Source organism: Paragemmobacter straminiformis (assembly GCF_014243445.1).
GTDB lineage: Bacteria > Pseudomonadota > Alphaproteobacteria > Rhodobacterales > Rhodobacteraceae > Paragemmobacter > Paragemmobacter straminiformis.
Window position 1 is genome coordinate 267,118 of record NZ_JACLQD010000003.1, and the last position, 25,048, is coordinate 292,165.

20 protein-coding genes are annotated in these 25,048 nt (G+C 64.7%); 15 read left to right on the top strand and 5 right to left on the bottom strand.

From position 1 onward, the window contains the following. The first annotated feature begins 3 nt into the window (after window positions 1-3). The 7 genes from H7F16_RS11825 (at window position 4) to H7F16_RS11855 (ending at window position 10,498) form a co-directional block, all read left to right on the top strand. A complete protein-coding gene (locus H7F16_RS11825) occupies window positions 4-843 on the top strand; it encodes a carbohydrate ABC transporter permease (RefSeq protein ID WP_185797805.1) in 840 nt (279 codons plus the stop codon). Next, window positions 840-1,865 (top strand): Gfo/Idh/MocA family protein, encoded by a 1,026-nt coding sequence (locus tag H7F16_RS11830; protein ID WP_185797806.1) that lies wholly within the window; start codon window positions 840-842, stop codon window positions 1,863-1,865. The genes H7F16_RS11825 and H7F16_RS11830 overlap by 4 nt, the downstream gene beginning before the upstream one ends. After that, entirely contained in the window at window positions 1,862-2,863 is a 1,002-nt protein-coding gene (locus H7F16_RS11835; RefSeq protein WP_185797807.1) for an ATP-binding cassette domain-containing protein, read from the top strand. Before H7F16_RS11830 ends, H7F16_RS11835 begins: the two co-directional genes overlap by 4 nt. 183 nt (window positions 2,864-3,046) lie before the next feature. Continuing rightward, window positions 3,047-5,782 (top strand): Ig-like domain-containing protein, encoded by a 2,736-nt coding sequence (locus H7F16_RS11840; protein ID WP_185797808.1) that lies wholly within the window; start codon window positions 3,047-3,049, stop codon window positions 5,780-5,782. An 11-nt stretch (window positions 5,783-5,793) separates the two neighbouring features. Further along, window positions 5,794-7,137, top strand: a complete 1,344-nt coding sequence (locus H7F16_RS11845; protein ID WP_206682601.1) for a TolC family protein — start codon at window positions 5,794-5,796, stop codon at window positions 7,135-7,137. Further along, the gene (locus tag H7F16_RS11850; protein ID WP_338402003.1) at window positions 7,134-9,326 is read left to right on the top strand and encodes an ATP-binding cassette domain-containing protein; all 2,193 of its coding nucleotides are present in this window, start codon (window positions 7,134-7,136) and stop codon (window positions 9,324-9,326) included. Before H7F16_RS11845 ends, H7F16_RS11850 begins: the two co-directional genes overlap by 4 nt. After that, window positions 9,323-10,498 carry a beta-barrel domain-containing protein gene (locus tag H7F16_RS11855; protein WP_185797810.1) on the top strand — a complete coding sequence of 392 codons (1,176 nt, stop codon included), beginning with the start codon at window positions 9,323-9,325 and terminating at the stop codon, window positions 10,496-10,498. The genes H7F16_RS11850 and H7F16_RS11855 overlap by 4 nt, the downstream gene beginning before the upstream one ends. A 116-nt stretch (window positions 10,499-10,614) precedes the next feature. Here H7F16_RS11855 and ubiG read toward each other — a convergent pair whose 3' ends face one another. Beyond that, complete coding sequence (ubiG, locus tag H7F16_RS11860; RefSeq protein ID WP_185797811.1) at window positions 10,615-11,355, bottom strand: bifunctional 2-polyprenyl-6-hydroxyphenol methylase/3-demethylubiquinol 3-O-methyltransferase UbiG; 741 nt, start codon at window positions 11,353-11,355, stop codon at window positions 10,615-10,617. Between the two features lie 56 nt (window positions 11,356-11,411). Between ubiG and pip the strand changes: the two genes are divergently transcribed. From pip to infB, 7 genes are all read left to right on the top strand, one after another. Next, a complete protein-coding gene (pip, locus tag H7F16_RS11865; protein WP_185797812.1) occupies window positions 11,412-12,389 on the top strand; it encodes a prolyl aminopeptidase in 978 nt (325 codons plus the stop codon). A gap of 165 nt (window positions 12,390-12,554) precedes the next feature. Continuing rightward, a complete protein-coding gene (locus H7F16_RS11870) occupies window positions 12,555-12,764 on the top strand; it encodes a hypothetical protein (RefSeq protein WP_185797813.1) in 210 nt (69 codons plus the stop codon). A gap of 82 nt (window positions 12,765-12,846) precedes the next feature. Further along, on the top strand, window positions 12,847-13,350 hold the full coding sequence (locus H7F16_RS11875) for a hypothetical protein (protein ID WP_185797814.1): 504 nt from the start codon (window positions 12,847-12,849) through the stop codon (window positions 13,348-13,350). 138 nt (window positions 13,351-13,488) lie between these two features. After that, window positions 13,489-14,106 carry a ribosome maturation factor RimP gene (gene rimP / locus H7F16_RS11880; protein ID WP_185797815.1) on the top strand — a complete coding sequence of 206 codons (618 nt, stop codon included), beginning with the start codon at window positions 13,489-13,491 and terminating at the stop codon, window positions 14,104-14,106. A 15-nt stretch (window positions 14,107-14,121) separates the two neighbouring features. Next, window positions 14,122-15,732 carry a transcription termination factor NusA gene (gene nusA / locus H7F16_RS11885; protein ID WP_185797816.1) on the top strand — a complete coding sequence of 537 codons (1,611 nt, stop codon included), beginning with the start codon at window positions 14,122-14,124 and terminating at the stop codon, window positions 15,730-15,732. A gap of 20 nt (window positions 15,733-15,752) precedes the next feature. Beyond that, window positions 15,753-16,385 (top strand): RNA-binding protein, encoded by a 633-nt coding sequence (locus H7F16_RS11890; protein WP_185797817.1) that lies wholly within the window; start codon window positions 15,753-15,755, stop codon window positions 16,383-16,385. Next, window positions 16,382-18,979, top strand: a complete 2,598-nt coding sequence (gene infB, locus H7F16_RS11895) for a translation initiation factor IF-2 (RefSeq protein ID WP_185797818.1) — start codon at window positions 16,382-16,384, stop codon at window positions 18,977-18,979. The genes H7F16_RS11890 and infB overlap by 4 nt, the downstream gene beginning before the upstream one ends. A 90-nt stretch (window positions 18,980-19,069) precedes the next feature. On the opposite strand, the gene H7F16_RS11900 is transcribed toward infB, so the two are convergent. The 4 genes from H7F16_RS11900 to H7F16_RS11915 form a co-directional block, all read right to left on the bottom strand. Next, window positions 19,070-19,210 carry a hypothetical protein gene (locus H7F16_RS11900; protein WP_185797819.1) on the bottom strand — a complete coding sequence of 47 codons (141 nt, stop codon included), beginning with the start codon at window positions 19,208-19,210 and terminating at the stop codon, window positions 19,070-19,072. A gap of 86 nt (window positions 19,211-19,296) precedes the next feature. Further along, entirely contained in the window at window positions 19,297-19,695 is a 399-nt protein-coding gene (gene mutT / locus H7F16_RS11905; protein WP_185797820.1) for an 8-oxo-dGTP diphosphatase MutT, read from the bottom strand. A gap of 77 nt (window positions 19,696-19,772) precedes the next feature. Then, window positions 19,773-21,116: a bifunctional glutamate N-acetyltransferase/amino-acid acetyltransferase ArgJ gene (argJ, locus tag H7F16_RS11910; protein WP_185797821.1), complete on the bottom strand. Its 1,344-nt coding sequence runs from the start codon at window positions 21,114-21,116 to the stop codon at window positions 19,773-19,775. Window positions 21,117-21,141: 25 nt separating this feature from the next. Further along, complete coding sequence (locus H7F16_RS11915) at window positions 21,142-21,993, bottom strand: peptidylprolyl isomerase (RefSeq protein WP_185797822.1); 852 nt, start codon at window positions 21,991-21,993, stop codon at window positions 21,142-21,144. A gap of 187 nt (window positions 21,994-22,180) precedes the next feature. Between H7F16_RS11915 and secA the strand changes: the two genes are divergently transcribed. Further along, complete coding sequence (gene secA, locus H7F16_RS11920) at window positions 22,181-24,925, top strand: preprotein translocase subunit SecA (RefSeq protein ID WP_185797823.1); 2,745 nt, start codon at window positions 22,181-22,183, stop codon at window positions 24,923-24,925. The last annotated feature ends 123 nt before the right edge of the window (window positions 24,926-25,048 follow it).

Consider the following 25,048-nt stretch of genomic DNA (forward strand, 5'->3'; position numbering starts at 1 on the left):
GGGATGGCACAGGCACGGGGCAACATCGGGCGGAGCATCGCGGCGCATGCGGTGCTGATCGCCTATACGCTGATCGCGCTGTTTCCGGTCTTTGTGATCGTGGTGAACAGTTTCAAAAGCCGCAGGGCCATTTTTGCCAATCCGCTGGCGCTGCCCTGGCCCGAGCATTTCGATCTGGTGGGCTATACGACGGTGCTGAAGCAGGGGGATTTCTTCCAGTATTTCCTCAACTCGATGACGGTGACGGTGGCGAGCCTGTTCTTCGTGCTGCTGTTCGGGGCGATGGCGGCCTTTGCGCTGTCGGAATACCGGTTTCGCGGCAACACGCTGATGGGGCTGTACCTTGCGCTGGGGATCATGATTCCGATCCGGCTGGGCACGGTTGCGATCTTGCAGCTTATGGTGGCGGCGGGGTTGGTGAACACGCTGACGGCGCTGATCCTTGTCTATACCGCGCAGGGGTTGCCGCTGGCGGTGTTCATCCTGTCCGAGTTCATGCGGAATGTTTCGGATGACCTGAAGAACGCCGGGCGCATCGACGGTCTGTCGGAATACCGCATCTTCTTCGTGCTGGTGCTGCCCCTGGTGCGGCCCGCGATGGCGACGGTGGCGGTGTTCACCATGATCCCGATCTGGAACGACCTGTGGTTCCCGCTGATCCTTGCGCCAAGCGAGGAGACCAAGACCATCACGCTGGGGTCGCAGGTGTTCATCGGGCAGTTCGTGACCAACTGGAACGCGGTGCTGGCGGCGCTGTCGCTGGCGATCGTTCCCGTGCTGGTGCTGTATCTGGTGTTTTCGCGGCAGTTGATCCGCGGGATTACGGCGGGGGCGGTGAAATGACCATTCGTGTGCTGGTGGCGGGTCTGGGGAATATGGGGCGGAGCCATGCGCTGGCCTATCACAACGATCCGGCGTTCCAGATCGTGGGGCTGGTGAACCGTTCGGCCGTGGATTTGCCAACGGAGCTGCGCGCCTATCCGTTGAGCGCGGATTACGCCGGGGCGCTGGCGCGGTTGAAGCCGGACCTCGTCTGTATCGCCACCTATTCCGACAGCCATGCCGACTATGCCGTCGCCGCGATGGAGGCGGGGGCGCATGTCTTTGTCGAGAAGCCGCTGGCGACGACGGTGGCCGATGCGCGGCGGGTGCAGGATTGTGCCATCCGCACGGGCAGGAAGGTCGTCGTCGGCTATATCTTGCGGCACCATCCGTCATGGATGCGGCTGATCGAGGAGGCGCGGGCGCTTGGCGGGCCCTATGTGTTCCGCCTGAACCTGAACCAGCAGTCGAGCGGGCCGACATGGGAGGTCCACAAGGCGCTGATGCAGACGACCCCGCCCATCGTCGATTGCGGGGTGCATTATGTCGATGTGATGTGCCAGATCACCGATGCCAAACCCGTCGAGGTGCGCGGCATGGGGCTGCGCCTGTCGCACGAGATCGCGCCCGACATGTACAATTACGGGCATTTTCAGGTGCTGTTCGAGGACGGCAGCCTTGGCTGGTACGAGGCGGGCTGGGGCCCGATGATGTCGGATACCGCGTTCTTCGTGAAGGATGTGGTGTCTCCCAACGGGGCGGTTTCGATCCGCATGCCGGAAAGCGCGCGGTCGGACGACATCGACACGCATACCAAGACGTCGATGTTGCGGGTGCATCGCGTGGGCAAGGGTGACGAGAACATCAGCATGGCCGACGAACCGGGCCATCAGGCGTTGTGCGACCGCGAGCAGGCCTATGTGGCGCGGGCTATTCTGGAGGACATCGATTTGACGCGGCATATGCAGGATGCGGTGCAGTCGCTGGCGATATGCCTGGCGGCGGATGAAAGCGTGCGCTCGGGTCAGGCGGTGAAGCTGTGAGCGGGTCGCTTGAACTGCGCGGGGTCGCCAAGGCCTTTGGCAAGACCGAGGTCATCAAGGGCGTGGACCTGTCGGTGGACGAGGGCGAGTTCTGCGTTTTCGTCGGCCCTTCGGGCTGCGGGAAATCGACGCTGCTGCGGATGATCGCGGGGCTTGAGGATGTCACCACGGGCGATGTGATGCTTGACGGTGTGCGCATCAACGATGTGGCGCCTGCCAAGCGGGAAATCGCGATGGTGTTCCAGACCTATGCGCTTTACCCGCATCTGACCGTGCGCGACAACATGGGGCTGGCGCTGAAACAGGCGGGGGAAAGCCGCGCCAGGATCGACCAGTCGATTGCCGTGGCCTCGAACATGCTGGCGCTGGGCGACTATCTCGAGCGGCGTCCCGCGGAACTGTCGGGCGGGCAGCGCCAGCGGGTGGCGATCGGGCGGGCGATCGTGCGGACGCCCAAGCTGTTCCTGTTCGACGAGCCGCTGTCCAACCTCGACGCCGCCCTGCGGGTCGCCACGCGGATCGAGATCGCGCGGCTGCATCGGGAACTGGGCGCGACGATGGTTTATGTCACCCACGACCAGATCGAGGCGATGACGCTGGCCGACAAGATCGTGGTCTTGCGCGGGGGACGTATCGAACAGGTCGGCGCGCCGATGGAGCTGTACAACAACCCCGCCAACACCTTTGTCGCGGGGTTCATCGGCAGCCCGCAGATGAACTTCCTAAGGGCCGGCGCGCTTGGCGCGCGGGGCGAGACGATGGGGATCAGGCCCGAGCATCTGGCGATTTCCGCCACGGCGGGCGAGATCGGGGGCCGCATCAGCCATGTCGAGAAGCTGGGCGGCGAGACGCTGGTCTATGTGCGGACCGAGGTTCACGGCTTGCTGACCGTGCGGCTGTTCGGAGAGCATGACTTTACCGTCGATGCCGTGGCGTTCCTGACGCCGGATCAGGCGCGTGCTTTCCATTTCGACACGGCGGGCCAACGCTTGCGCTAGGGGCAATCCGTGCGAAAGCTGCAACATATGGCATCCGGAAACGCATAATTTACCACTCTTGCGCGAATAAGCTGGAATTGACGCCGGAAGCGGGTTAATTGTGGCAGCAATAGGCCAAAGATATGGCCGAATAATAAGTGTCCGGGCTGCGTGAATGGTCCGGGTTTGAGGCGGAGTTAGGTAATGAGTGCAGCGATTGATTTCGCTGTCCGCAGTTCTGCGGGCGGTAAGACCAACGGCAGCGTTGGTGGCGACGATCAGGCCAATTTCATCCAGGTTGGCGCTGGCGACAGCATTTCCCTGAACGTCTCGCAAGAAAGCGTTCTTGGCTACCAAAGGGTCGAAAGCGACCTTGTGGTGGAACTGGCCGATGGCAGCACCGTGGTGCTCTTGGGCTATTTCAACCCGCCCGAGGGGGTTGAGAACCACCTCTACCTCAGCAGTGACGGCCAGATCACCGAGGTTCTGCTGACCGAGGGCACCGACGGCTACATGGTCGCGGGCTACGGGCCGGTGCAGCATTACGACAAATGGAGCCCGCTTGACGATCTGCGCTTTGACAGCGGCGATCCGGTGGTCGCCTCGGCCGGGGCGACGAACGAACCGGCAGGGATGGGGATCTTTACCCCCGCCCTGATGGGCATGGGCGGAGGCGGTCTTGGCGGTGCGGCGCTTGCCGGCGGTGCGGCCATTGCCGGCGGCGCAGCCCTTGCGGGTGGCGGCGGATCGGGCGGCAGCGGATCGGGCAGCGGCGGATCGGGTGGCGGCAGCGGCGGCGGGTCGGGCGGGGGTGGCGGTTCGGCCAATCCGCTCGATGTCGGCACGGTTTCGGGCGACGATCTGGTGAACAAGACCGAACAGCAGCAACCCGTCATCGTCGGCGGCACGGCGGCGGCGAATGCCGTAGTCACGATCACGATCCCCGGCGTGGTGCAGAACCAGACGGTTACCGCCGATGCGCAGGGGAACTGGTCCTATTCCATCGCGGGCGGCACGCTGGCCGACGGCAACTATACCGTGACCGCCAGCACCACCGGATCATCCGGCAAGGTGGTGACGGCGACGGGCAGCTTCGTCGTCGATACCGTCACGCAAGTCACCTTTGACAGCACGGCGGGCCATGCGGTTCTGGGCGACGGCTACGTGAACCTTGCCGAGTCGCGGCAGGCCTTTACCGTCACCGGCAAGGCCGAGGCGGGCAGCACCAAGGTCGAGCTGGAATGGAACGGGGCCAAATACGCGGCATCGGTCGATGCGGCGGGGAACTGGACCGCCAACCTTCCGGCAGGCGCTGCGGGTTCGGTCAGCGGGCCGACAGTGATTACCGTCACCTCGACCGACAAGGCGGGCAATACGGATCAAGATACGCTGAACCTGACCGTCGATCTTGAATCGCGGGTGGCGGTGACCTCGCAGCCCGGCGGCGCGGACAGCGTGCTTTCGGGGGCCGAACGGTCGGCGGGCCTTGCCCTGACCGGCACGGCGGACGCATGGGCCAAGGTCTATGTCAGCTACATGGGCGGCCAGCCGCGCATTGCCACGGCGGATGCGAATGGCATCTGGTCCTTGAACTATACCGCCAATGACCTTGCCAGCGGCGAGATCGCGAGCGGGGCGAACGGCGGCCGCTTCTCGGTCTATTCGGTCGATGTGGCAGGGAACCAGAGTCTCACCGTGACGCGGGATTTCGCGGTCGATACGCTGGTGCGCAATTTCAGCTTCGCCAACCCCGATCTGGTGGGAACGGTGAACAGTGGCGCGCTCGACGCGCAAAAGCTGAACGCGGCCGAGCGGGCCGAAGGGCTGGTGGTGAACGGCACGGTCGAGGCAGGCTCGACGGTGACGATTCAGGTCGGCGCCAATTCGACCACGGTTCCCGCCGCGGGCGGCAACTGGTCGTTCAAGATTCCGGCGAACTGGCTGCCCGAGGGGGCGAATACGCAAGCCATCGTCAGGGTGCGGGCGCAGGACCAGTATGGCAACCAGACGGACTGGCAGGAAAAGACGGTGCTGATCGACACCACGGTCACGAATTTCGCGAAAAGCGACGTGACCTTTGGCTTCGGCGCCGACAATGTGCTGAACGGTGCAGAAGCGGCGGCGGGCGTGCCTGTCAGCGGCAAGGCCGAGGCGGGCTCGACCGTGACGGTGACGATCGAAGGGCACAGCCATACGGTCATGGCCGATGCGAACGGGAACTGGTCGACCACCTTCACCCGCGCGGAACTGCCGAGCGGCGAGCGGACGGGTATTCCCGCACTGGTCGAGGCGGTGGACCCGAACGGCAACGTGGCGCAGCATCCCTTTACCTTCTCGGTCGATACGGTTGCGCCGAACTCGCCCGTATGGGTGCAGGATTCGGGCGGCGGCGGGGCGTTGAGCGGGATCTTCACCGCCTATTCGACCGACACTTTCAGCTATCATTCGGTGGCGGCACAGGGGCCTGCGACCGATATCGCCGTGACGAACGTCTTTCACACGCCTGTCGTCAACTCGGCCGGGCAGGCGGTGGACAGCGAGCTTGCGCTGTTCAGGGACCCGGTGCCGGACGGCAGCTATCTGGTGATCCGCGATGTGGATGCCTCGGGCAACGAATCCAGCACGCTTTACCTGCGGACCACGGTGGCGACGACGGTAGACCTGTCGCGCGAAGGGTTGGCGGGGTTCGATATCACCACCATCGACCTAAGCTCGACCAAAGGCAGCCTGACGATCAACGAAGCGCAGTTGAACGCGATCACGGGGCCGGATCACAAGCTGGTGGTGCGCGGCGGGGCCGATGACGACGTGACCCTTAGGGGCGCGACCGATACGAACACCATCCATACCGCCGCCGACGGGCAGCACTATGCCGTCTACACGCTGGGCGGGACCACGATCTACGTCGATGAGGATATCGTCCACCGGGGGGTGGTCTGAGCAGGATCGCCATGACCCCCGTTTTGCGCCTTTGGTCAGTCGGAGGGGCAGCGCCGCGGTTGCCCGCCGCTCTGGCCTTGGCGGTGCTGCTCTCGGGATGTCTGGGCGGGTTGCAGTCGCCCGGATTGCAGGGTTTCGGCAAGGCGCGCGCTCCGGCAGATCAAGTGGAGCACAAGGCCTTTGCCGCCGAGGGCAGCACCGCGTCGGACTTTCCGGTGATCGCCGATCTGCGGGCGCGACGGTCGGTCGTGCCGCAGGGGGGCAGCTATGCCGCCGTGGCAAGTGCCGTGGTCGCAGCGTCGAGCGGGGCTTCGGCGGCGGAATTGCAGATGGCGCGGCTGAACGCCGAAGCGGTTGACAAGAACTGGCTTCCCACCATCGGGCCTGTGGTCACGCTTGACAGTCTGGGCGTGATGGCGGCGCAGATCGTGGCCGAGATGGCGCTGCTCGACAACGGGCGGCGCAAGGCCGAACGCGCCGTGGCGGCGGCCGATGTCGACGTGGCGGCGGTGGTGCTTGCCGCCGATCTGAACGACCGCGTCCGTCAGGGGCTGACGCTTTACATCAAGGCCGAACAGGCGCGCGCGCAGGCCATGGTGGCGCAGCGCGGGGTCGAACGGCTTTCGGCCTTTCAGGATATGGTCAGCGAACGGGTTGCGGGCGGGCTTTCGGACCGTTCGGAAGAGCAGATCGCCGCGCAGAAGCGGGCCGAGATGCAGGCAACCTATGCCAATGACATGCAGATGGCGGCGCGGTCGCTGGACGAGCTGGCGATGCTGGCGGGGCGTCCCTTGGCGGGCCTGCGCGGAGTGGAACCCCTTGGTGCTGCCGATGCCGTGCCGCTGTCGGTGCTGAAAGCGCAGGGCGAGGGCGCGCGGGCCGTGGCCCTGTCGCGGGCCGAACGGGCGGGGGCCTTGCCCGGTCTGGCCGCGACGGCCTCTGTCGATGGGGCGGGGGCGGTGCGGTCGGGGCTGCGGCTGGGCGGCGCGAATTTCGGCTTTGGCACCGGGGCGCGGCTGCGCGCCTTGCAGGCGACACCCGAACTGGTCGCGCGTCAGCTCGACGAGGCGCGGCAAGCTGCCGCCCGCCGGATCGCCGCCATGCAGGGCGAAGCGGCCGAACTGCGCACCCGGCAGGCCCAAGGGGCCGAGGTGCTGCGGCAGACGATGGGGAACCTTGATCTTTTTGTCGAGCAGTACCGCGCGGGGCGGCGGTCGCTGGTGGAACTTGTCGGGCAATACGATGCGGCGTTGCGTCTCGAGCGCGACCAGACCGCGCTGGGATACGAAATCGCCCTGCGCGAGGTTGCCGTGGCGGCGGAACAGGGCGTGCTGGTGGACGGGGCGCCGATGTGACAACGCAGGTCATCTCGTTCGACATGCATCCGGTGCGGGTGGCGGGGGCGACGGTGCAGCCGCCCAAGCCCGCGCCCAAGGTCGAAGCGGGGCCGTTGCAGATGCGCGCGCGGCTTGCGGCCACGGCTGCGGCGCTTGTCGGGGCCGAGGTGGCCGGGGCCGATCTGGCCGAGGCGCTGGTCAAGGCCGGCGCGGGCGAGCGGCCCGCGCTTGCGGCGCTTGGTCAGGCCCTGCGCGAGGTGGCGGGGCTGACCGCCACGCTGGCCACCCGCCCCGACCTGCGGGCCGAGGATCTGCCCGCGCTGGTGGAAATGGCGGGCGGCCATGTGGTGCTGGCGCTGTCCCTCTCGGGCATCAGCGCCACCATCTTCGACGCCGAAGCGCCCGACCGTCGGGCCGAGATTCCCTTGGCCGATTTCCTGCCCGCCTATGCCGGAAAGCTGCTGACCGTCCGCGCAGGCTTTGCCCAGATCGAAGCCCGCCATGCCGAAACCGCGGCCGAGGCGCATTGGTTCTGGAGCGAGTTCCGCCGCCACAAGCGCGCCATGGCCGAGGTTTCGGCCGCCTCGCTGGTGTCGAACCTGCTGGCGGCGGGGATCGCGCTTTATTCGCTGCAAATCTACGACCGCGTGATCCCGCATCAAAGCGAGCCGACGCTTTGGGTGCTGTCGCTGGGGGCCTTTCTGGCGATTGCGATGGATTCGGCCCTGCGCATCGCCCGCTCGGCCCTGATGGATGCGACGGGCAAGCGCATCGAACTCGACGTGCAGGGGCGGCTGATGCAGCGGCTGCTGGGCATGAAGGCCGCACCCGGAGAGCGCAAACCTTCAGCCCTGTTCGCCGCGATGCGCGATTTCGGATCGGTGCGCGAATTCTTTACCGCAAGCACCATCGGCACGGTGGCCGACCTGCCCTTTCTGGTGATCTTTCTGGCGCTTGTGGCGATGATCGGCGGCAATATCGTCTGGGTTCTCGTCGCGGGCGGGGTGCTGATGGTGGTGCCCGGCCTTTTGCTGCAAAAGCGCATGGTGGCCCTGACACATGCGACACAGGGGGCCAGCACACGGTCGGCCCGGCTGCTTTACGAAGCGGTGTTCGAGCATGAAACCCTGACCACCCAGCGCGGCGAGGAAAAGGTCGCGCGGCTTTGGGCCGAGCTTGTGGCCCTGTCGGCGGCAAAGTCGTCGGACCAGCGGTTGCTGACCACATGGCTGACCACATGGGCGCAGGGGGTGCAGCAGGCGACCTACATCCTTGCCATCATGGTCGGCACTTACGAGGTCTTTGCCGGAACCTACACGGTCGGCACGATCATCGCCGTGTCGATGCTGACCAGCCGGACGCTGGCCCCGCTTGCGCAACTGTCCGGCACGCTGGCGCGGTGGTCCAACGTCAAGGCCGCCTTGCAGGGGCTGGAGTCGGTCGCCAAGGCCAAGCAGGCCGAGGAACCGGGGCGGCATTACCTGCGGCGCGAGCGGTTGAAGGGCGGCTACGAGCTGCGCGCGGTCGAGTTCCGCTATGACGCCAAGGCAAGCGCCACGGTGGACGTTCCGGCGCTGGCAATCCCGCCGGGGCAGCATGTGGCGGTGCTGGGGGCGAACGGGTCGGGCAAATCGACCCTGCTGAAGCTGCTGGCAGGGCTTTATGAACCGACGGGCGGGCGGGTGATGCTGGACGGGCTGGACCTTGGCCAGATCCACCCGCGCGATCTGCGGCGGCAGGTCGGCTATCTTGGTCAGGAAGTGCGCCTCTTTTCCGGCACGCTGCGGTCGAACCTGACGATGAACGCCCTTGAACGGGATGACGACCGCCTTCTTGACGCCCTCGATTTCGCGGGGCTGGGGCCCTTTGTGCGCAGTCATCCGCGCGGGCTTGACCTTGAGATCAGGGAAATGGGCGAAGGGGTCTCGGTCGGGCAGCGCCAAAGCCTTGGCTGGGCGCGGCTGTGGTTGCAGGACCCTACGGTCGCGATCCTTGACGAACCCACCGCAGCGCTGGACCAGACGCTCGAGGCGACACTGGTGTCGCGCCTTGGCGGGTGGCTCGCGGGGCGGACGGCGGTGATCGCCACGCATCGCATCCCCATTCTGCAACTGACCCAGCGCACGGTGATCTTGCAGGGCGGCAAGCTGGCGGTCGATGGCCCGCGCGATGCCGTGCTGGCGCATCTGGCAAAGGCGGCGCAATGACGACATTCGACATGCCGCTTGCGGGTTCGGCACGGCGGGCGGGGCTGACCGTCTGGCTGATCGCGGCGACGCTGGGGCTGTTCCTGCTGTGGGCGGGCTTTGCATGGGTGGACGAAATCGTCCGCGCCCCGGGGCAGGTGGTGCCGTCAAGCCGCCCGCAGATCATCCAGAACCTCGAAGGCGGGATTCTGGCCGAACTGACCGTGGCCGAGGGCGATGTGGTGCAGGCGGGCCAGACGCTGGCGCGGTTGCAGGGCACGCAATATCAGGCCACGGTCGATGACCTGACCGACCAGATCGCCGCGCTCGACATCCGCCGCCTGCGGCTTGAAGCGGAAAAGGCGGGCAAGGCCGATTTCGACGTGCCTGCCGAAGAGGCGGCGCGGGTGCCCGATATCGTGGCGTCGGAACGCGCGCTTCTGGCGGCGCGGCAGACGGATTTCGACACCAAGCGCAGCGGCGCCGAGGCCGTGCTGAAACAGGCCGCGCGCGAACTGGAAATGACGCAGAAGATGTTCGACCGCGACGTGGCCGCCGAGGTCGAGGTGACGCGGGCGAAGAAGGAAAAGAACGACGCCGAAGCACGGCTGAACGAGGTGGTCACGACGACCGACCTCGACCGCGCTTCGGAATATGCCAAGGTGCAGGCCGATCTTGCCTCGTTCCGGCAAAAGCTGAAACTGTCGCAGGACCAGTTGGCGCGGACGGTGCTGGTGGCCCCGATGCGCGGGGTGGTGAACCGCCTTGCAATCACCACCATCGGCGGGGTGGTCCGGCCGGGCGAGGAGATCCTCGAGATCATCCCTCTCGACGAGGAGCTGTTCATCGAGGCCAAGGTAAAACCCTCGGACATCGCCAGCGTCCGTCTGGGGCAAGAGGCGACGGTCAAGCTGTCGGCCTATGACTACACGATCTACGGCACGCTGAAGGGCGCCGTGACCTTCATCTCGGCCGATACGTTCAAGGACGACCGCTCGCGCGACCCGAACGGCGACCCGCATTACAAGGTGACGTTGCGGGTGGATATGTCGAAGCTCACCGAACGGCAGCACAGCCTTGAAATCCGCCCCGGCATGCAGGCCGAGGTCGAGTTGCTGACGGGCGGCAAGACGGTGCTGACCTATCTGACCAAGCCCCTGTGGCGGGGGTCCGAGGCGTTGACCGAGCGTTGAAAGAATCGATTTCTGACGCAGAAATCGCGACGGAATTTGGCGCAAATTCCGGGCGACCAACCGCAGGGTCCGATTTCTGCGCCAGAAATCGACGCGGAAATTGCGTCAATTTCCGCCTAGCGCCGGATGCTTGTCGTCGCGTAATTGCACGACAGATCGCGCGAGGACAGCGACCACGACCATGCGACAGGGTTGAAGACCATGCCCTTGCGGTCGACAGGGTCAAGCCCCGCGCGGCGCAGCAGGTCGTAAAGCTCGTCCGGGGTGATGAACTTGGCCCAGTCATGCGTGCCCTTGGGCAGCCAGCGCATGACCCATTCTGCCCCGATGATCGCCATCATGAAGCTTTTCGGATTGCGGTTGAGGGTCGAGCAGACCATCAGCCCGCCCTGTTTCAAAAGGTCGCGGCAGGCGGTCAGATAGGCCAGCGGGTCCGAGACATGTTCCACCACCTCCATGTTCAGCACCACGTCGAAGCGTTCGCCCGCTGCGGCAAGGTCCTCGGCGGTGGTGTGGCGGTAGTCGATGTCCAGCCCCGACTGTTCGGCATGAAGCCGCGCCACAGGGATGTTGCGCGGGGCGGCATCGGCCCCCACGACCGTTGCGCCAAGCCGCGCCATCGGTTCCGAAAGCAGCCCGCCGCCGCAGCCGATATCAAGGATTCGCAGGCCCGCAAAAGGCAGCGGCCCGGTCAGGTCGCGGTCGAATTCGGCGGCGATCTGGCTGGTGATATAGCCAAGGCGGCAGGGGTTGAGCATATGCAGCGGCTTGAACTTGCCGTTGGGGTCCCACCACTCGGCAGCCATCGCTTCGAACTTGGCGACCTCGGCGGGGTCGATGGTGGATTGGGTTTGCATGATGCGCCTTTCGTTTGCCTTGGTGGTCCGGCCTTGGCGCGTTATATAGGGCGATGATGGATCACAGATCAGGCCAAAAGCGCGCAGTCGAATTTTTATACCCGCCGATCGACCCGTTCGATCAGCGCGTGATCGACATGGGCGATGGACACCGCATCTATGTGGAGCAATGCGGCAACCCGCAAGGGGTGCCCGTGGTCGTTCTGCATGGTGGCCCCGGCGGCGGGTGCAGCCCCGCGATGCGGCGCTATTTCGACCCCGCGGTCTATCGTGTGGTCCTGTTCGACCAGCGCGGCTGTGGACGCTCGCGCCCGCATGCGAGCGTGTCGGAAAACACGACATGGCATCTGGTGCGCGACATCGAGGTGATCCGCCAGACGCTGGAAATCGACCGCTGGATCCTGTTCGGCGGAAGCTGGGGGGCCACGCTGGCGCTGATCTATGCCATCACCCACCCGACACGGACGGCCCATCTGGTGCTGCGCGGCGTATTCCTGATGACGCGCAAGGAACTCGACTGGTTCTACGGCGGCGGGGCGGGGGTGTTCTTTCCCGAGCTTTGGGCGCGCTTCGTCAACGCCATTCCGTCGGACGAACGCGGCGACCTGATCGCCGCCTATCACCGCCGCCTGTTTTCCGGCAACCTGATGGAGGAAACCCGCTTCGGCCGCATCTGGGCCAACTGGGAGAACGCGCTGGCCTCGGTCCACAATGACGGGATGACGGGCGAAAGCCCCGGCGAATACGCGCGGGCCTTCTCGCGGCTCGAGAACCATTACTTCCACAACGGCGGCTTTCTCGAGGAGGACGGCTGGATCCTGCGCGAGAAGAAGCGCATCTCCCACCTGCCCGCCGTGATCGTGCAGGGCCGCTACGACATGATCTGCCCACCCGCCGCCGCGTGGAAACTGGCCCAGGGCTGGGACAGCTGCGCCCTGCGCATCGTGCCGATGGCAGGCCACGCCCTGTCCGAACCCGGCATCAGCGAGGCTCTGGTGCGGGTGATGGACGGGATCAGGGATGGTGCGGCTTGACCGCTTGCGCGGGCGGCTGAGTCCGGTTGGCAACAGGCCGAAGGGTAAAGCCGGCGATGGATTCACAGCCATTGCCGCGCGGTCTATACCTGCACAGCGTTCGCGCATGGGTTGACTTGGCAGATGAAATCGTCTCTCTCACCTGCCTGTAGAATCGGTGGTGGCATGAAAATCTTCGATCTGATCGCGCTGTCTCTGCAAGGTCTTACCGCGGATGCCGTGGCCGCGCAGAACCGCCGCGCCCGTGACCGCGTGTTGGTCGCAGAACATTCGCACGGGAACCTGCGGCTTCAGTTCGGTGAGTTTTTTGTGAAGGCAGATGTTGATGCCAAGTACCGGCGCTACCGCAAAGAAGGCTTCTGGCAAGAAGCCTGACGCCTTTGCGACGCTGCGGCAGGAATATGATCTTGCCGACAGGACGGCCAAAAAGGTTCAGCGTTTCGTATCTTTGGCGGGTGTGCCCGCAATCAATGAACTGCGCTATGTGGCGCATCATCTGATCAATGCCGTGGCACCTGTCGACAGCAATGTGGATACGGCTAAGGAATTGCAGCGCGCGATCAACCATTGCAAGCGCGCGACCTACGAGGCGAGCGAGGCGGGCATCCTTTTCGCGTTCGACCGGATCGATCTGTTCAAACAGGATTACCGCAAGGTCATGATTTCGTCCGTTGTTCCGGACTGGAGCGACATTCTGGCGCTTTGCGCCGACGTTACCCAGCGGATCGCCGAAGCGCGCGAGGCGGGCGAGGACAAGACGCCGGACCATTCCGATTTCGAACGCTTGTTCGAGCGTCTGGTTGCCATTTGCAACCGGCTCGACACGGCGCGTGACGAGATGAACAAATTGGTCCAGCGTGAAAGCAAGGCAGCGCGCCGTTTCTTGCTGACCATCGTCATTGCCCTTTTGGGTGTGGTGGTGACCATCGGCGCAACCGTGGTGACGCTGGCGCTCCAATAGCCCTTGCAGACTCGCCCCCTCGGGCGTATATGCCCCTCAACAGCGGTGTGAGGGTCCAAACCTGACGCCAACGATCCACGCGAGCGGGCCGCTGTGCCCGCTTTTTTGTTTTCCGCCCCGCCTTATCCGAAAGCCGAGATGTCAGACCTTATCGCAAAAACCGCCATCGACCGTCGCCTTGCCGACATCGTCGGCCCCGTGATCGAGGGGCTGGGGTTCGAACTGGTGCGTATTCGCCTGATGGGTGGCAAGACACGCATCCTGCAGATCATGGCCGACCGTCCCGAAGGCGGGATCATCGTCGATGAATGCGGCGCGATCTCGACCGCGGTTTCCGCCGTCCTCGACGTGGAAGACCCGATCGAAGAGAATTACATCCTCGAAGTCTCGTCCCCCGGCATCGACCGGCCCCTGACGCGGCTGAAAGACTTTGACATGTGGGTCGACTACGAGGCCCGCATCGAAACCACCGAACTGATCGACGGCCGCCGCCGCTTCAAAGGCACCCTGCAAGGGACCGAGGGCGACGAGGTGCTGATCGAGATCGAGGAAGGCGGCGCGCCGCTGACCATCGGGCTGAAATTCGACTGGCTGTCGGATGCCAAGCTGATCCTGACCGACGAGCTGATCGCGGAAATGCTGCGCCAGCGCAAGGCGGCCGGGATCGTCGACGAAAGCGAGTTCGACGAGATCGAAGAAACCGAAGGCGACGAGGACGACGAAGACGCGTCCGACACGCCCGAGACCAGACACTAATCCGGGAGGCCCATGATGGCGATTACTTCTGCGAACCAGCTTGAACTTCTCCAGACCGCCGAAGCGGTCGCCCGCGAGAAGATGATCGACCCGGAGCTTGTGATCCAGGCGATGGAAGAAAGCCTCGCCCGTGCGGCCAAGTCGCGCTACGGGTCCGAGCTGGATATCCGCGTCAAGATCGACCGCAAGACGGGCCGCGCGACCTTTGCCCGCGTCCGCACCGTTGTCGAGGACGAGGCGCTCGAGAATCACCACGCGCAGCTGACCGTCAAGCAGGCCAAATCCTATCTGGCCGATCCGGCTGTCGGTGACGAGGTGATCGACGAGGTTCCGCCCGTCGATCTGGGCCGCATCGCCGCGCAATCGGCCAAGCAGGTGATCTTGCAAAAGGTCCGCGAAGCCGAACGTGACCGCCAGTTCGAGGAATTCCAGGACCGCAAGGGCAGCATCATCAACGGTGTCGTCAAGCGCGAGGAATACGGCAACATCATCGTCGATATCGGCCGTGGCGAAGGCATCCTGCGCCGCAACGAGAAGATCGGCCGCGAAAGCTATCGCCCGAACGACCGTATCCGCTGCTACATCAAGGACGTGCGCCGCGAACCGCGCGGGCCGCAGGTTTTCCTGTCGCGCACCGACCCGCAGTTCATGGCCGAGCTGTTCAAGATGGAAGTGCCGGAAATCTATGATGGCATCATCGAGATCAAGGCCGTCGCCCGCGACCCCGGTTCGCGCGCCAAGATCGCGGTCATTTCCTATGACAACTCGATCGACCCGGTCGGTGCCTGCGTCGGTATGCGCGGCAGCCGCGTTCAGGCCGTCGTGAACGAGCTTCAGGGCGAAAAGATCGACATCATTCCGTGGAACCAGGATCAGGCGACCTTCCTTGTGAACGCGCTGCAACCTGCCGAAGTCTCCAAGGTCGTGATCGACGAGGAAGCCGGCAAGATCGAAGTCGTCGTCCCTGACGAGCAGCTGTCGCTGGCCATTGGCCGCCGTGGCCAGAACGTGCGTCTTGCCAGCCAGCTTACGGGTCTGGATATCGACATCCTTACGGAAGCCGAGGAAAGCCAGCGCCGTCAGGCCGAATTCGCCGAGCGCACCAAGCTGTTCATGGACACGCTCGACATCGACGAGATGATGGCGCAGCTGCTGGTCGCCGAAGGGTTCACCAACCTCGAGGAAGTGGCTTACGTCGAAGTGGACGAGCTTTTGTCCATCGACGGCTTCGACGAAGGCACCGCGGGCGAGCTTCAGGCCCGTGCGCGCGACTACATCGAAGAGCAGGCCCGCAAGGCGCTTGAAAACGCCCGCGCGCTGGGCGTCGAGGACAGCCTGATCGAATTCGACGGCCTGACACCCCAGATGGTGGAAGCGCTGGCGAAAGACGGCATCAAGACGCTGGAAGATTTCGCGACCTGCGCCGACTGGGAACTGGCCGGTGGCTGGACGACCGAAGGCGGGCAGCGCAAGAAGGACGAAGGTCTGCTCGAGAAATTCGAGATGAGCCTCGAGGAAGCCCAAACCCTGATCATGACCGCGCGCGTCATGCTGGGCTGGGTCGATCCGTCCGAACTCGCCACGGCCTCGGACGAGGACGCGGAAGACGAGGAGGCCGAGGCCTGAGGCCTCGGGAGGGCGCCGCGGTGACTCGGGGTGGTCGGGACGACGACAAGGACGAAGCGGAGCGCAAGTGCATCGTTTCGGGTCTTGTGCAGCCCAAGGCGGGGTTGATCCGCTTTGCGGTCAGCCCCGACGCCGAGGTGGTGCCCGATGTTCTCGGGCGTCTGCCCGGGCGCGGTTTCTATGTGACGGCCGATCGCAAGGCGATTGAAAAGGCCGCGTCAAAGGGGCTTTTCGCCCGCGCGGCGCGGCAGCCGGTAAAGGTACCCGACGGGCTTGCCGATCTGATCGAGGCCCAGCTGGTGCGGCGCTGCGTCGACCTTGTGTCGATGTCGCGCAAGGCGGGTTTGGCTGTGACCGGCTATGAAAAGGTCAAGGACTGGCTGGTCAAGGAAAAGGCGCGAATCCTGATTCAGGCCAGTGACGGGTCGGAACGCGGGAACGCGAAGTTGCGCCCCCCTGCGGGTGCGGATTCGTTGATTCGTTGCCTGAGTGCAGGGGAATTGGGTTTGGCATTCGGGCGCGAACGTGCGATACACGCCGCGCTTGCGGCTGGTGGACTCACGACGCGTGTTGTAGAGGAAGCGGCAAGGCTTGCGGGCATCCGCGGGCTGATCGGCGGCGAGACCGCCGGAGAGGATACGAAGACGGCATGAGCGATACTGACGGCAAGAAACCCCTCGGCCTGGGTGGTGGTGCTCCGCGTTCGGGGCAGGTGAAGCAAAGCTTCAGCCACGGCAGGACGAAAAGCGTCGTGGTCGAGACCAAGCGCAAACGCGTTGTGGTTCCCGCGAAGCCAGGCGCGGCCGGTGCTGCGGCGCCGGGGGCGAACCCGCATCTCGGTGACCCTTCGAAGCGTCCGGCGGGCATTTCGGATGCCGAAATGGAACGCCGTCTGGCGGCCCTGAAGGCTGCCAAGGCACGCGAGGCCGAAGATGCGGCCAAGCGGGCCGAGGACGAGAAGCTGCGTGGCGAGGACCGCCAGCGCCGCCGCGAGGAAATCGAGGCGAAAGAGCGTGAAGAGCGCGAGCGTCTGGAAGCCCTTCGCCTGAAGGCCGAAGAGGAAGAAGCCGCCCGCCGGGCCGAGGCCGAGGCGCGCGTCGCCGCTGCCGCCGCCCGCAAGGCCGACGTTCTTGGCACCAGCCGCCGGCAGCCTGCGGCTCCGGCGCCGGTCGAGAAGCCGGTCGACAAGAACAATGCCGGTGCCGGACAGCCCGCGCCGGGTGGTGCCGATGCCGCCGTGCCGCGCACCAAGAACCTCGGCCCGTCGCTGGCGCCGCGCAAATCGGAACGCGAGCGTGACGAACGCGCGACCGACCGTGACCGCGCCAAGACCAAGGGTGACGAAGGCCGCCGCGCCGGCAAGCTGACCCTTTCTGACGCCACGGCGGACGAGGGTGGTCGCCAGCGGTCGCTTGCCGCGATGAAGCGCAAGCAGGAAAAGGCGCGTCAAAAGGCGCTGGGTCTGGGCCAGAAATCCGAAAAGCAGGTGCGCGACGTGCAGCTGCCCGAAACCATCGTGGTTTCGGAACTGGCGAACCGCATGGCCGAACGGGCTGCGGATGTGGTCAAATCGCTCATGAAGATGGGCATGATGGTCACGATGAACCAGGCCATCGACGCCGATACGGCCGAACTGGTGATCGAGGAATTCGGCCACAAGGCCGTGCGCGTGTCGGATGCCGACGTGGAACAGGCGATCGAGGCGGTCAGCGACCGCGACGAGGATCTGATCACCCGCCCGCCGATCGTGACGATCATGGGTCACGTCGACCACGGCAAGACCTCGCTTCTCGATGCGATCCGCAAGGCGAACGTGGTGTCCGGCGAAGCCGGCGGCATCACCCAGCACATCGGCGCCTATCAGGTCACGACCGAGAACGGTTCGGTGATTTCCTTCCTCGACACGCCGGGCCACGCTGCCTTTACCAGCATGCGGTCGCGCGGGGCGCAGGTGACGGATATCGTCGTGCTTGTGGTTGCCGCCGATGATGCGGTCATGCCGCAGACGGTGGAAGCCATCGCCCATGCCAAGGCCGCCAAGGTGCCGCTGATCGTGGCCATCAACAAGATGGACAAGCCCGGCGCCGATGCGACCAAGGTCCGCACCGACCTGTTGCAGCACGAGATCGTGGTGGAAGCCATGTCGGGCGATGTGCAGGACGTCGAGGTTTCGGCCAAGACGGGCAAGGGCCTTGATAACCTTCTGGAAGCCATCGCGCTTCAGGCGGAAATCCTCGAACTTCGCGCCAACCCCAAGCGGGCGGCGCAGGGTGCGGTGATCGAAGCCAAGCTTGACGTGGGCCGTGGCCCCGTGGCGACGGTGCTGGTGCAGAACGGCACGCTGCGCAAGGGCGACATCTTCGTCGTCGGCGAGCAGTGGGGCAAGGTGCGCGCGCTGATCAACGACAAGGGCGAAACCGTCGCCGAAGCCGGGCCTTCGGTTCCGGTCGAGGTGCTGGGCCTGAACGGCACGCCGCAAGCGGGCGACGTTCTGAACGTGGTGGAAACCGAAGCGCAGGCGCGTGAAATCGCCGATTACCGCGAAAAGGTCACCAAGGACAAACGCGCCGCCGCCGGTGCCGCGACCACGCTGGAACAGCTTATGGCGAAAGCCAAGGCCGACAAGTCGGTCGCCGAGCTGCCGATTCTGGTCAAGGCCGACGTGCAGGGTTCTGCCGAAGCCATCGTGCAGGCCCTCGAAAAGGTCGGCAACGACGAGGTGCGCGTGCGCATCCTGCATTCGGGTGTCGGTGCCATCACCGATACCGATGTGGGTCTGGCCGAAGCCAGCGGCGCGCCGATCATCGGCTTCAACGTGCGGGCCAATGCCTCGGCCCGCAACAGCGCCCACCAGAAGGGCGTCGAGATCCGCTATTACTCGATCATCTACGACCTTGTGGATGACATCAAGAAAGCGGCCTCGGGCCTGCTGAAGGCCGAAGTGCGGGAAACCTTCATCGGCTACGCGCAGATCAAGGAAGTGTTCAAGGTCACGGGCGTCGGCATGGTTGCCGGTTGCATCGTCACCGAAGGCGTGGCCCGCCGCTCGGCAGGCGTGCGCTTGCTGCGTGACAACGTGGTCATCCACGAAGGCACGCTCAAGACGCTCAAGCGTTACAAGGACGAAGTCAAAGAGGTCCAGTCCGGTCAGGAATGCGGTATGGCCTTCGAGCGTTACGAAGATATCCGTCAGGGCGACGTGATCGAAATCTTCGAACGCGAGGAAGTGCAGCGCACGCTGGCCTGATGGTTTTGACAGACAAGGAAAAAGGCCGCGCTGGAAAGCGCGGCCTTTTTCGTTGCGGCATGACCGACGGCTGCGACCGGAAGCGCGCGGTTACGCGGTGCGGTGCGGTGTGACCGGATGGCCGACAAAGGTCTTTTCGTCGACGCGGACCACAAGCTTGCCGTCAGCCAGTTGCTTGACGACGATGCCCTGAACCGAGACGCAAGACCCGAGTGTGATGGTACGAAGCATGCCTTATCCCCCCAGATCGGCTTATTGTGTCAAAAGCTAGAACAGCGCGCCCGGCTTTCCAACAGTTTTTTCGCCCGAAAGGAGAGTTATAGCCAATCCCGCAGAATGGGGATCAGCGGCAGGTCTGCGGGGGGCATGGGATAGTCGCGCAGCGCGTTGGGCCGCACCCATGCAAGGTTCTGCCCCTCGGCCCCGTGGGGGGTGCCCTGCCAGCGGCGGCAGGCAAACAGCGGCATCAGCAGGTGGAACGACTCGTAGGTATGCGAGGCAAAGGTAAGCGGCGCAAGGCAAGAGGCCTGCGTGTCGATGCCAAGCTCTTCCTTCAACTCGCGGATCAGCGCGGCTTCGGGGGTTTCGCCCGGCTCGACCTTGCCGCCCGGAAATTCCCACAGGCCCGCAAGCGACTTGCCCTCGGGGCGCTGGGCGAGCAGCACGCGGCCATCGGCGTCGATCAGGGCAACGGCTGAGACGAGGACGGTTTTCATGCGTTGGGTTTCTTTGCCAGCGCCGGGGGACTTCGCGTCCCCCGGACCCCCTGCGGGATATTTGAGCGAATGTGAAATCAGGAGCGGTAATCCGCATTGATCTCGATGTAGCGGTTGGTCAGGTCGCAGGTCCAGACCGAGCGTTTGGCACGGCCGAGGCCAAGGTCGACGGCGATGACCAATTCGTCCTGCAACATGTAGTTCGCGCCGTCCTCTTCGCGGTATTTCGGGCTGCGCCACCCCTTTTCGGCAACGAGGATGTCTCCGAAGCGGATGGTCAGGCGGTCGCGGTCGGCATTGGCCCCCGATTTGCCGATGGCGGCGACGATCCGGCCCCAGTTCGGGTCCTGTCCCGCGACGGCGGTTTTCACCAGCGGCGAGTTGGCGATGGAAAAGGCCACCTTGGCCGCGTCGGCATCGGATTCGGCGCCCGTCACGCGGACTTCGACGAATTTCGTCGCCCCCTCGCCATCGCGGATCACCTGATGGGCAAGGTTGCGCATCACGCCCTGCAAGGCGGTCTCGAAGGCCTTGGCGACCACGCCCTTGGGTTCGGCTGCGGGCGATTGTCCGGTCGCCGCCAGAAGCAGCGTGTCCGAGGTCGAGGTGTCGCTGTCGACGGTGATCGAATTGAAGGTCGCGTCCAGATTGCGCGACAGCATCTTTTGCAGCGTCGCCTGCGGAATTTTGGCATCGGTGAAGATATAGACCAGCATCGTCGCCATATCGGGCGCGATCATCCCCGAACCCTTGGCGATGCCTGCGATGTGGATCGGCCCGCCGTCCCCCTGAATGGTCGCGGCAGCGCCCTTGGGGAAGGTGTCGGTCGTCATCATCGCCGTTGCGGCCATGTCGATGGCATCCTCGCGCAGTTCCGCGATCAGGTCGGGGATCTTTGCGGTGATGCGGTCATAGGGCAGCGGCTCTCCGATCACGCCGGTCGACGAGGAAAAGACGCGGGTGGCGGGAATCCCCAGCGCCTCGGCCACGCCGCCGGTCACTGCGGCGACGGCCTCGTCCCCGATCTTACCGGTGAAGGCGTTGGAATTGCCCGAGTTCACGATGATGGCGGCGGCACTGTCGGTTCCGCCACGGGTGGCCAGCTTGGCCTGACAGTCGCGCACGCAGCCCGAACGGGTCGACGACCGGGTGAAGACGCCCGCGACCGCTGTTCCGGGGGCAAGGCGGACCAGCATCACATCCTTGCGGTTCTGGTAGCGCACGCCCGCCTCGACGGCGGCGAATTCCACGCCCGCGATCCGCGGCAGTTCGGGGAATCCGTCTTTGGGGGCCAAGGGCGAAACGGGTTTCGCGCCCTTGGCCGGTTTGCCAACAGAGGGGCTTTGGTCAAGCCTGGACCTGAGTTCCTTGACCTTCTTTTTCAGCGCTTTTGCTTCGGCTTTCCAATCGGTCTTGGCCATGGCCTGCGCCCCTGTGTGAATCGATTTACTTGTCGAAGAGTGTTGCGTCACGCAGCAGCGCGGGGTCAAGCCCTTCGCCGGGCTTCTCGACCTTGGCTTCGGCGGTCAGCTTGGCGATGTGGTCGCCGATGACCTTTTGCTGCAAGGCTTCGGTCAGTTCCTGACGCACGGCTTCCAGATCGGGTTTCGCGGCGACGCGGGTTTCGTTCAGCTTGATGATGTGCCAGCCGAAGTCGGATTTGACGGGGCCGGAAACCTCGCCCGGTTTCAGCGCGACGACGGCGTCTTCAAAGGGTTTGACCATCATGCCGGGGCCGAACCAGCCAAGATCGCCGCCGTTCACGGCCGAACCGGTGTCGGACGAGTTGGCCTTGGCGAGTTCGGCGAAATCGGCGCCGCCGTCGATCTTGGCTTTCAGTTCCTTGGCCTTGTCTTCCGAATCCACAAGGATGTGGGCCGCCGAATATTCGGTGGTGTCCGGAGCCTTGGCGTATTTCTCGTCATAGGCGGCCTTGATCGCCTCTTCGGTGACGCCGGCGGTGACGACGGATTGCAGCGCCTTGCCGGCCATGTAGCCGCGCGCATCGGTCTTGAGCCACAGCTCGTCGCGCTTGGTCTTGCCTTCGGTGACCGATTGTTCCAGCGCAAGCTGCTGCACGGCCTGTTCGATCAGGCCCTTGAACAGGGCGTCATCGGGGATCTGCTGGTATTGCGCGGGAAGTTTTTCGCGCATCACGATCAGCTCGCCCAGCGTGATCGCCTCGCCGTTGACGGTGGCGACCACCGTGTCGACCGTAGGCGCATCCTGCGCGAGGGCCGGAAGCGCCGTTGCGCATGCGAGCGCAAGGCCCATCCAAAAACCGGTATGTTTCGCCATCTCACCTTCTCCTGATCGTGCCGCGGGCTTGCGCGACGTTGACTAAGCCCGGCCTCTCCCTTATTTCGCGGGGGTCGCGTGCGGCGGGGCCTGCCGGGTCCACTTGGCTCTTCTATGGAAGGCGCTGGGGCCGGGCAAGGCCAGAGCGCCACACGATCTTGTCAGGTAACGACCAGGCGGAGAAAACATGCTGGGTCTCGGAACGCTCGCGCGGAAGGTGTTCGGTACGCCGAACGACCGCAAGGTCAAGTCGGTTCGTCCGATCGTGGCCAGGATCAATGCGCTGGAGCCGGAGTTCGCCGCCCTAAGCGACGATGGCATCAAGGCCAAGACAGAAGCCTTCAAGGCACGGGTTGCGGCGGGCGAAAGCCTTGACGACCTGCTGCCCGAGGCCTTTGCCAATTGCCGCGAGGCGGCGAAGCGGGCGCTGGGGCTGCGGGCTTTCGACGTGCAGCTTAAGGCAGGCATCTTCCTGCATCAGGGCAACATCGCCGAAATGAAGACGGGCGAGGGCAAGACGCTCATGGCGACCTTCCCCGTCTATCTGAACGCGCTTGCGGGCAAGGGCGTGCATGTCGTCACGGTGAACGACTATCTGGCCAAGCGTGACGCCGACTGGATGGGCAAGGTCTATGCCGCCTTGGGCATGACGACCGGCGTCGTCTATCCCTATCAGGGCGAGGCCGAAAAGCGCGCCGCCTACCGCTGCGACATCACCTATGCGACCAACAACGAGTTGGGCTTCGACTATCTGCGCGACAACATGAAATCGACGATCGAAGAGATGGCCCAGCGCGGGCATTTCTACGCCATCGTGGACGAGGTCGACTCGATCCTGATCGACGAGGCGCGGACCCCGCTCATCATCTCGGGGCCGTCGCAGGACCGCAGCGAGCTGTATCAGAAGGTCGACGACCTGATCCCGCAGCTCGGGCCCGAGCATTACACGCTGGACGAAAAGACCCGCAACGTCACCTATACCGAGGATGGCAACGAGCTGATCGAAAAGCTGCTGTCCGATGCGGGCCTGCTGCCCGAAGGCCAGTCGCTTTACGATCCCGAAAGCACGACGCTGATCCACCACATGACGCAGGCGCTCAAGGCGCACAAGCTGTTCCACCGCGACCAGCATTACATCGTGCGCGATGGCGAGGTGATGCTGATCGACGAATTCACCGGCCGCATGATGCGGGGCCGTCGGCTTTCCGAAGGGCTGCATCAGGCCATCGAAGCCAAGGAACGCGTGCAGATCCAGCCCGAAAACGTGACGCTGGCGCAGGTGACCTTCCAGAACTATTTCCGGCTTTACGACAAGCTGGCCGGCATGACCGGCACGGCCCAGACCGAAGCCGAGGAATTTGCCGAAATCTACAAGCTGGGCGTGGTCGAAGTGCCGACCAACCGTCCCGTCGCGCGGGTGGACGAAGACGACAAGGTCTATCGCACCGCACGCGAGAAATACGAAGGCGTGGTCGCCACCATCAAGGACGCCCATGCCAAGGGCCAGCCGCTTCTGGTCGGCACCACCTCGATCGAGAAATCCGAACATCTGTCGGTCATGCTGACGGCGGCGGGCATTCCGCACAACGTGCTGAACGCGCGCCACCACGAGCAGGAAGCCAAGATCGTGTCCGAGGCGGGCAAGCTGGGGGCCGTGACCATCGCCACCAACATGGCCGGACGCGGCACCGACATCCAGCTTGGCGGCAACGTCGAGCTGAAGGTTCTCGAAGCCATCGCCGCCGACCCGCATCTGCACCCCGACGAGGTGCGCAGCAAGATCGAAGCCGAACATGCCGACGAAAAGGCTGCGGTGATCGCGGCAGGCGGGCTTTACGTGCTGGCGACCGAACGGCACGAAAGCCGCCGGATCGACAACCAGCTGCGCGGCCGTTCGGGCCGTCAGGGCGACCCGGGCCGGTCGTCGTTCTTCCTGTCGCTGGAAGACGACCTGATGCGGATCTTCGGGTCCGAACGGCTTGACGCCGTGCTGTCCAAACTGGGCATGAAAGAGGGCGAGGCCATCGTCCACCCTTGGGTGAACAAGTCGCTCGAACGCGCGCAGGCCAAGGTGGAAGGCCGCAACTTCGATATCCGCAAACAGCTTCTGAAGTTCGACGACGTGATGAACGACCAGCGCAAGGCGATCTTTGCCCAGCGCCTCGACATCATGGAGGCCGACGACATCGACGAAATCGCCTCGGACATGCGCTTGCAGGTGATCGAGGATCTGGTCGATTTCTACATGCCGCCCAAGACCTATGCCGACCAGTGGGATCCCGAAGGGCTGCGCAAAGCCTGCATCGACAAGCTGAACCTTGACCTGCCCGTCGTCGAATGGGCCGCCGAGGAAGGCGTGGACCAGGACGCCCTGCGCGAGCGGATCGTCGAGCGGTCGGATGCGATGATGGCCGAAAAGCTGCAAGGCTTCGGCGCCGAGACGATGCGCAACATCGAAAAGCAGGTGCTGTTGCAGACCATCGACGCCAAATGGCGCGAGCATCTGTTGCGGCTTGAACATCTGCGGTCGGTCGTGGGCTTCCGTGGCTATGCCCAGCGCGACCCGCTGTCGGAATACAAGACCGAAGCCTTTGCGCTGTTCGAATCCCTGCTGAACGGTTTGCGGCAGGATGTGACGCAAAAGCTGTCGCTGGTGCGCCCGATGACACAGGCCGAGCAGGAAGCGATGATGCAGCAGATCGTCGCCCAGCAACGCGCCGCAGCGGCCCCCGCGGCCGAGCTTTCGGCCCCCGAGGCGGCGCCCGCTTCGGCCACCGCCGACGCATCCGACGTGGCGCTGGCCCCTGCAACCCGCCTTGCCGGCTTTGACGAGGCGGACCCCGCCACATGGGGCAATCCGTCGCGCAACGACCCCTGCCCCTGCGGGTCGGGCGAACGCTTCAAGCATTGCCACGGCCAGACCACCGTCTAGGCCCGCCGCAACCGCAAAGGAAAAACCCCCGCAGGTTCTGCGGGGGTTTTTTCATGCCCGCACGCCACGGTTGCGACGCAGCCGTGCCACGCCCTTGGCGCTTTCGGCGGGCAAGCTGCCGGC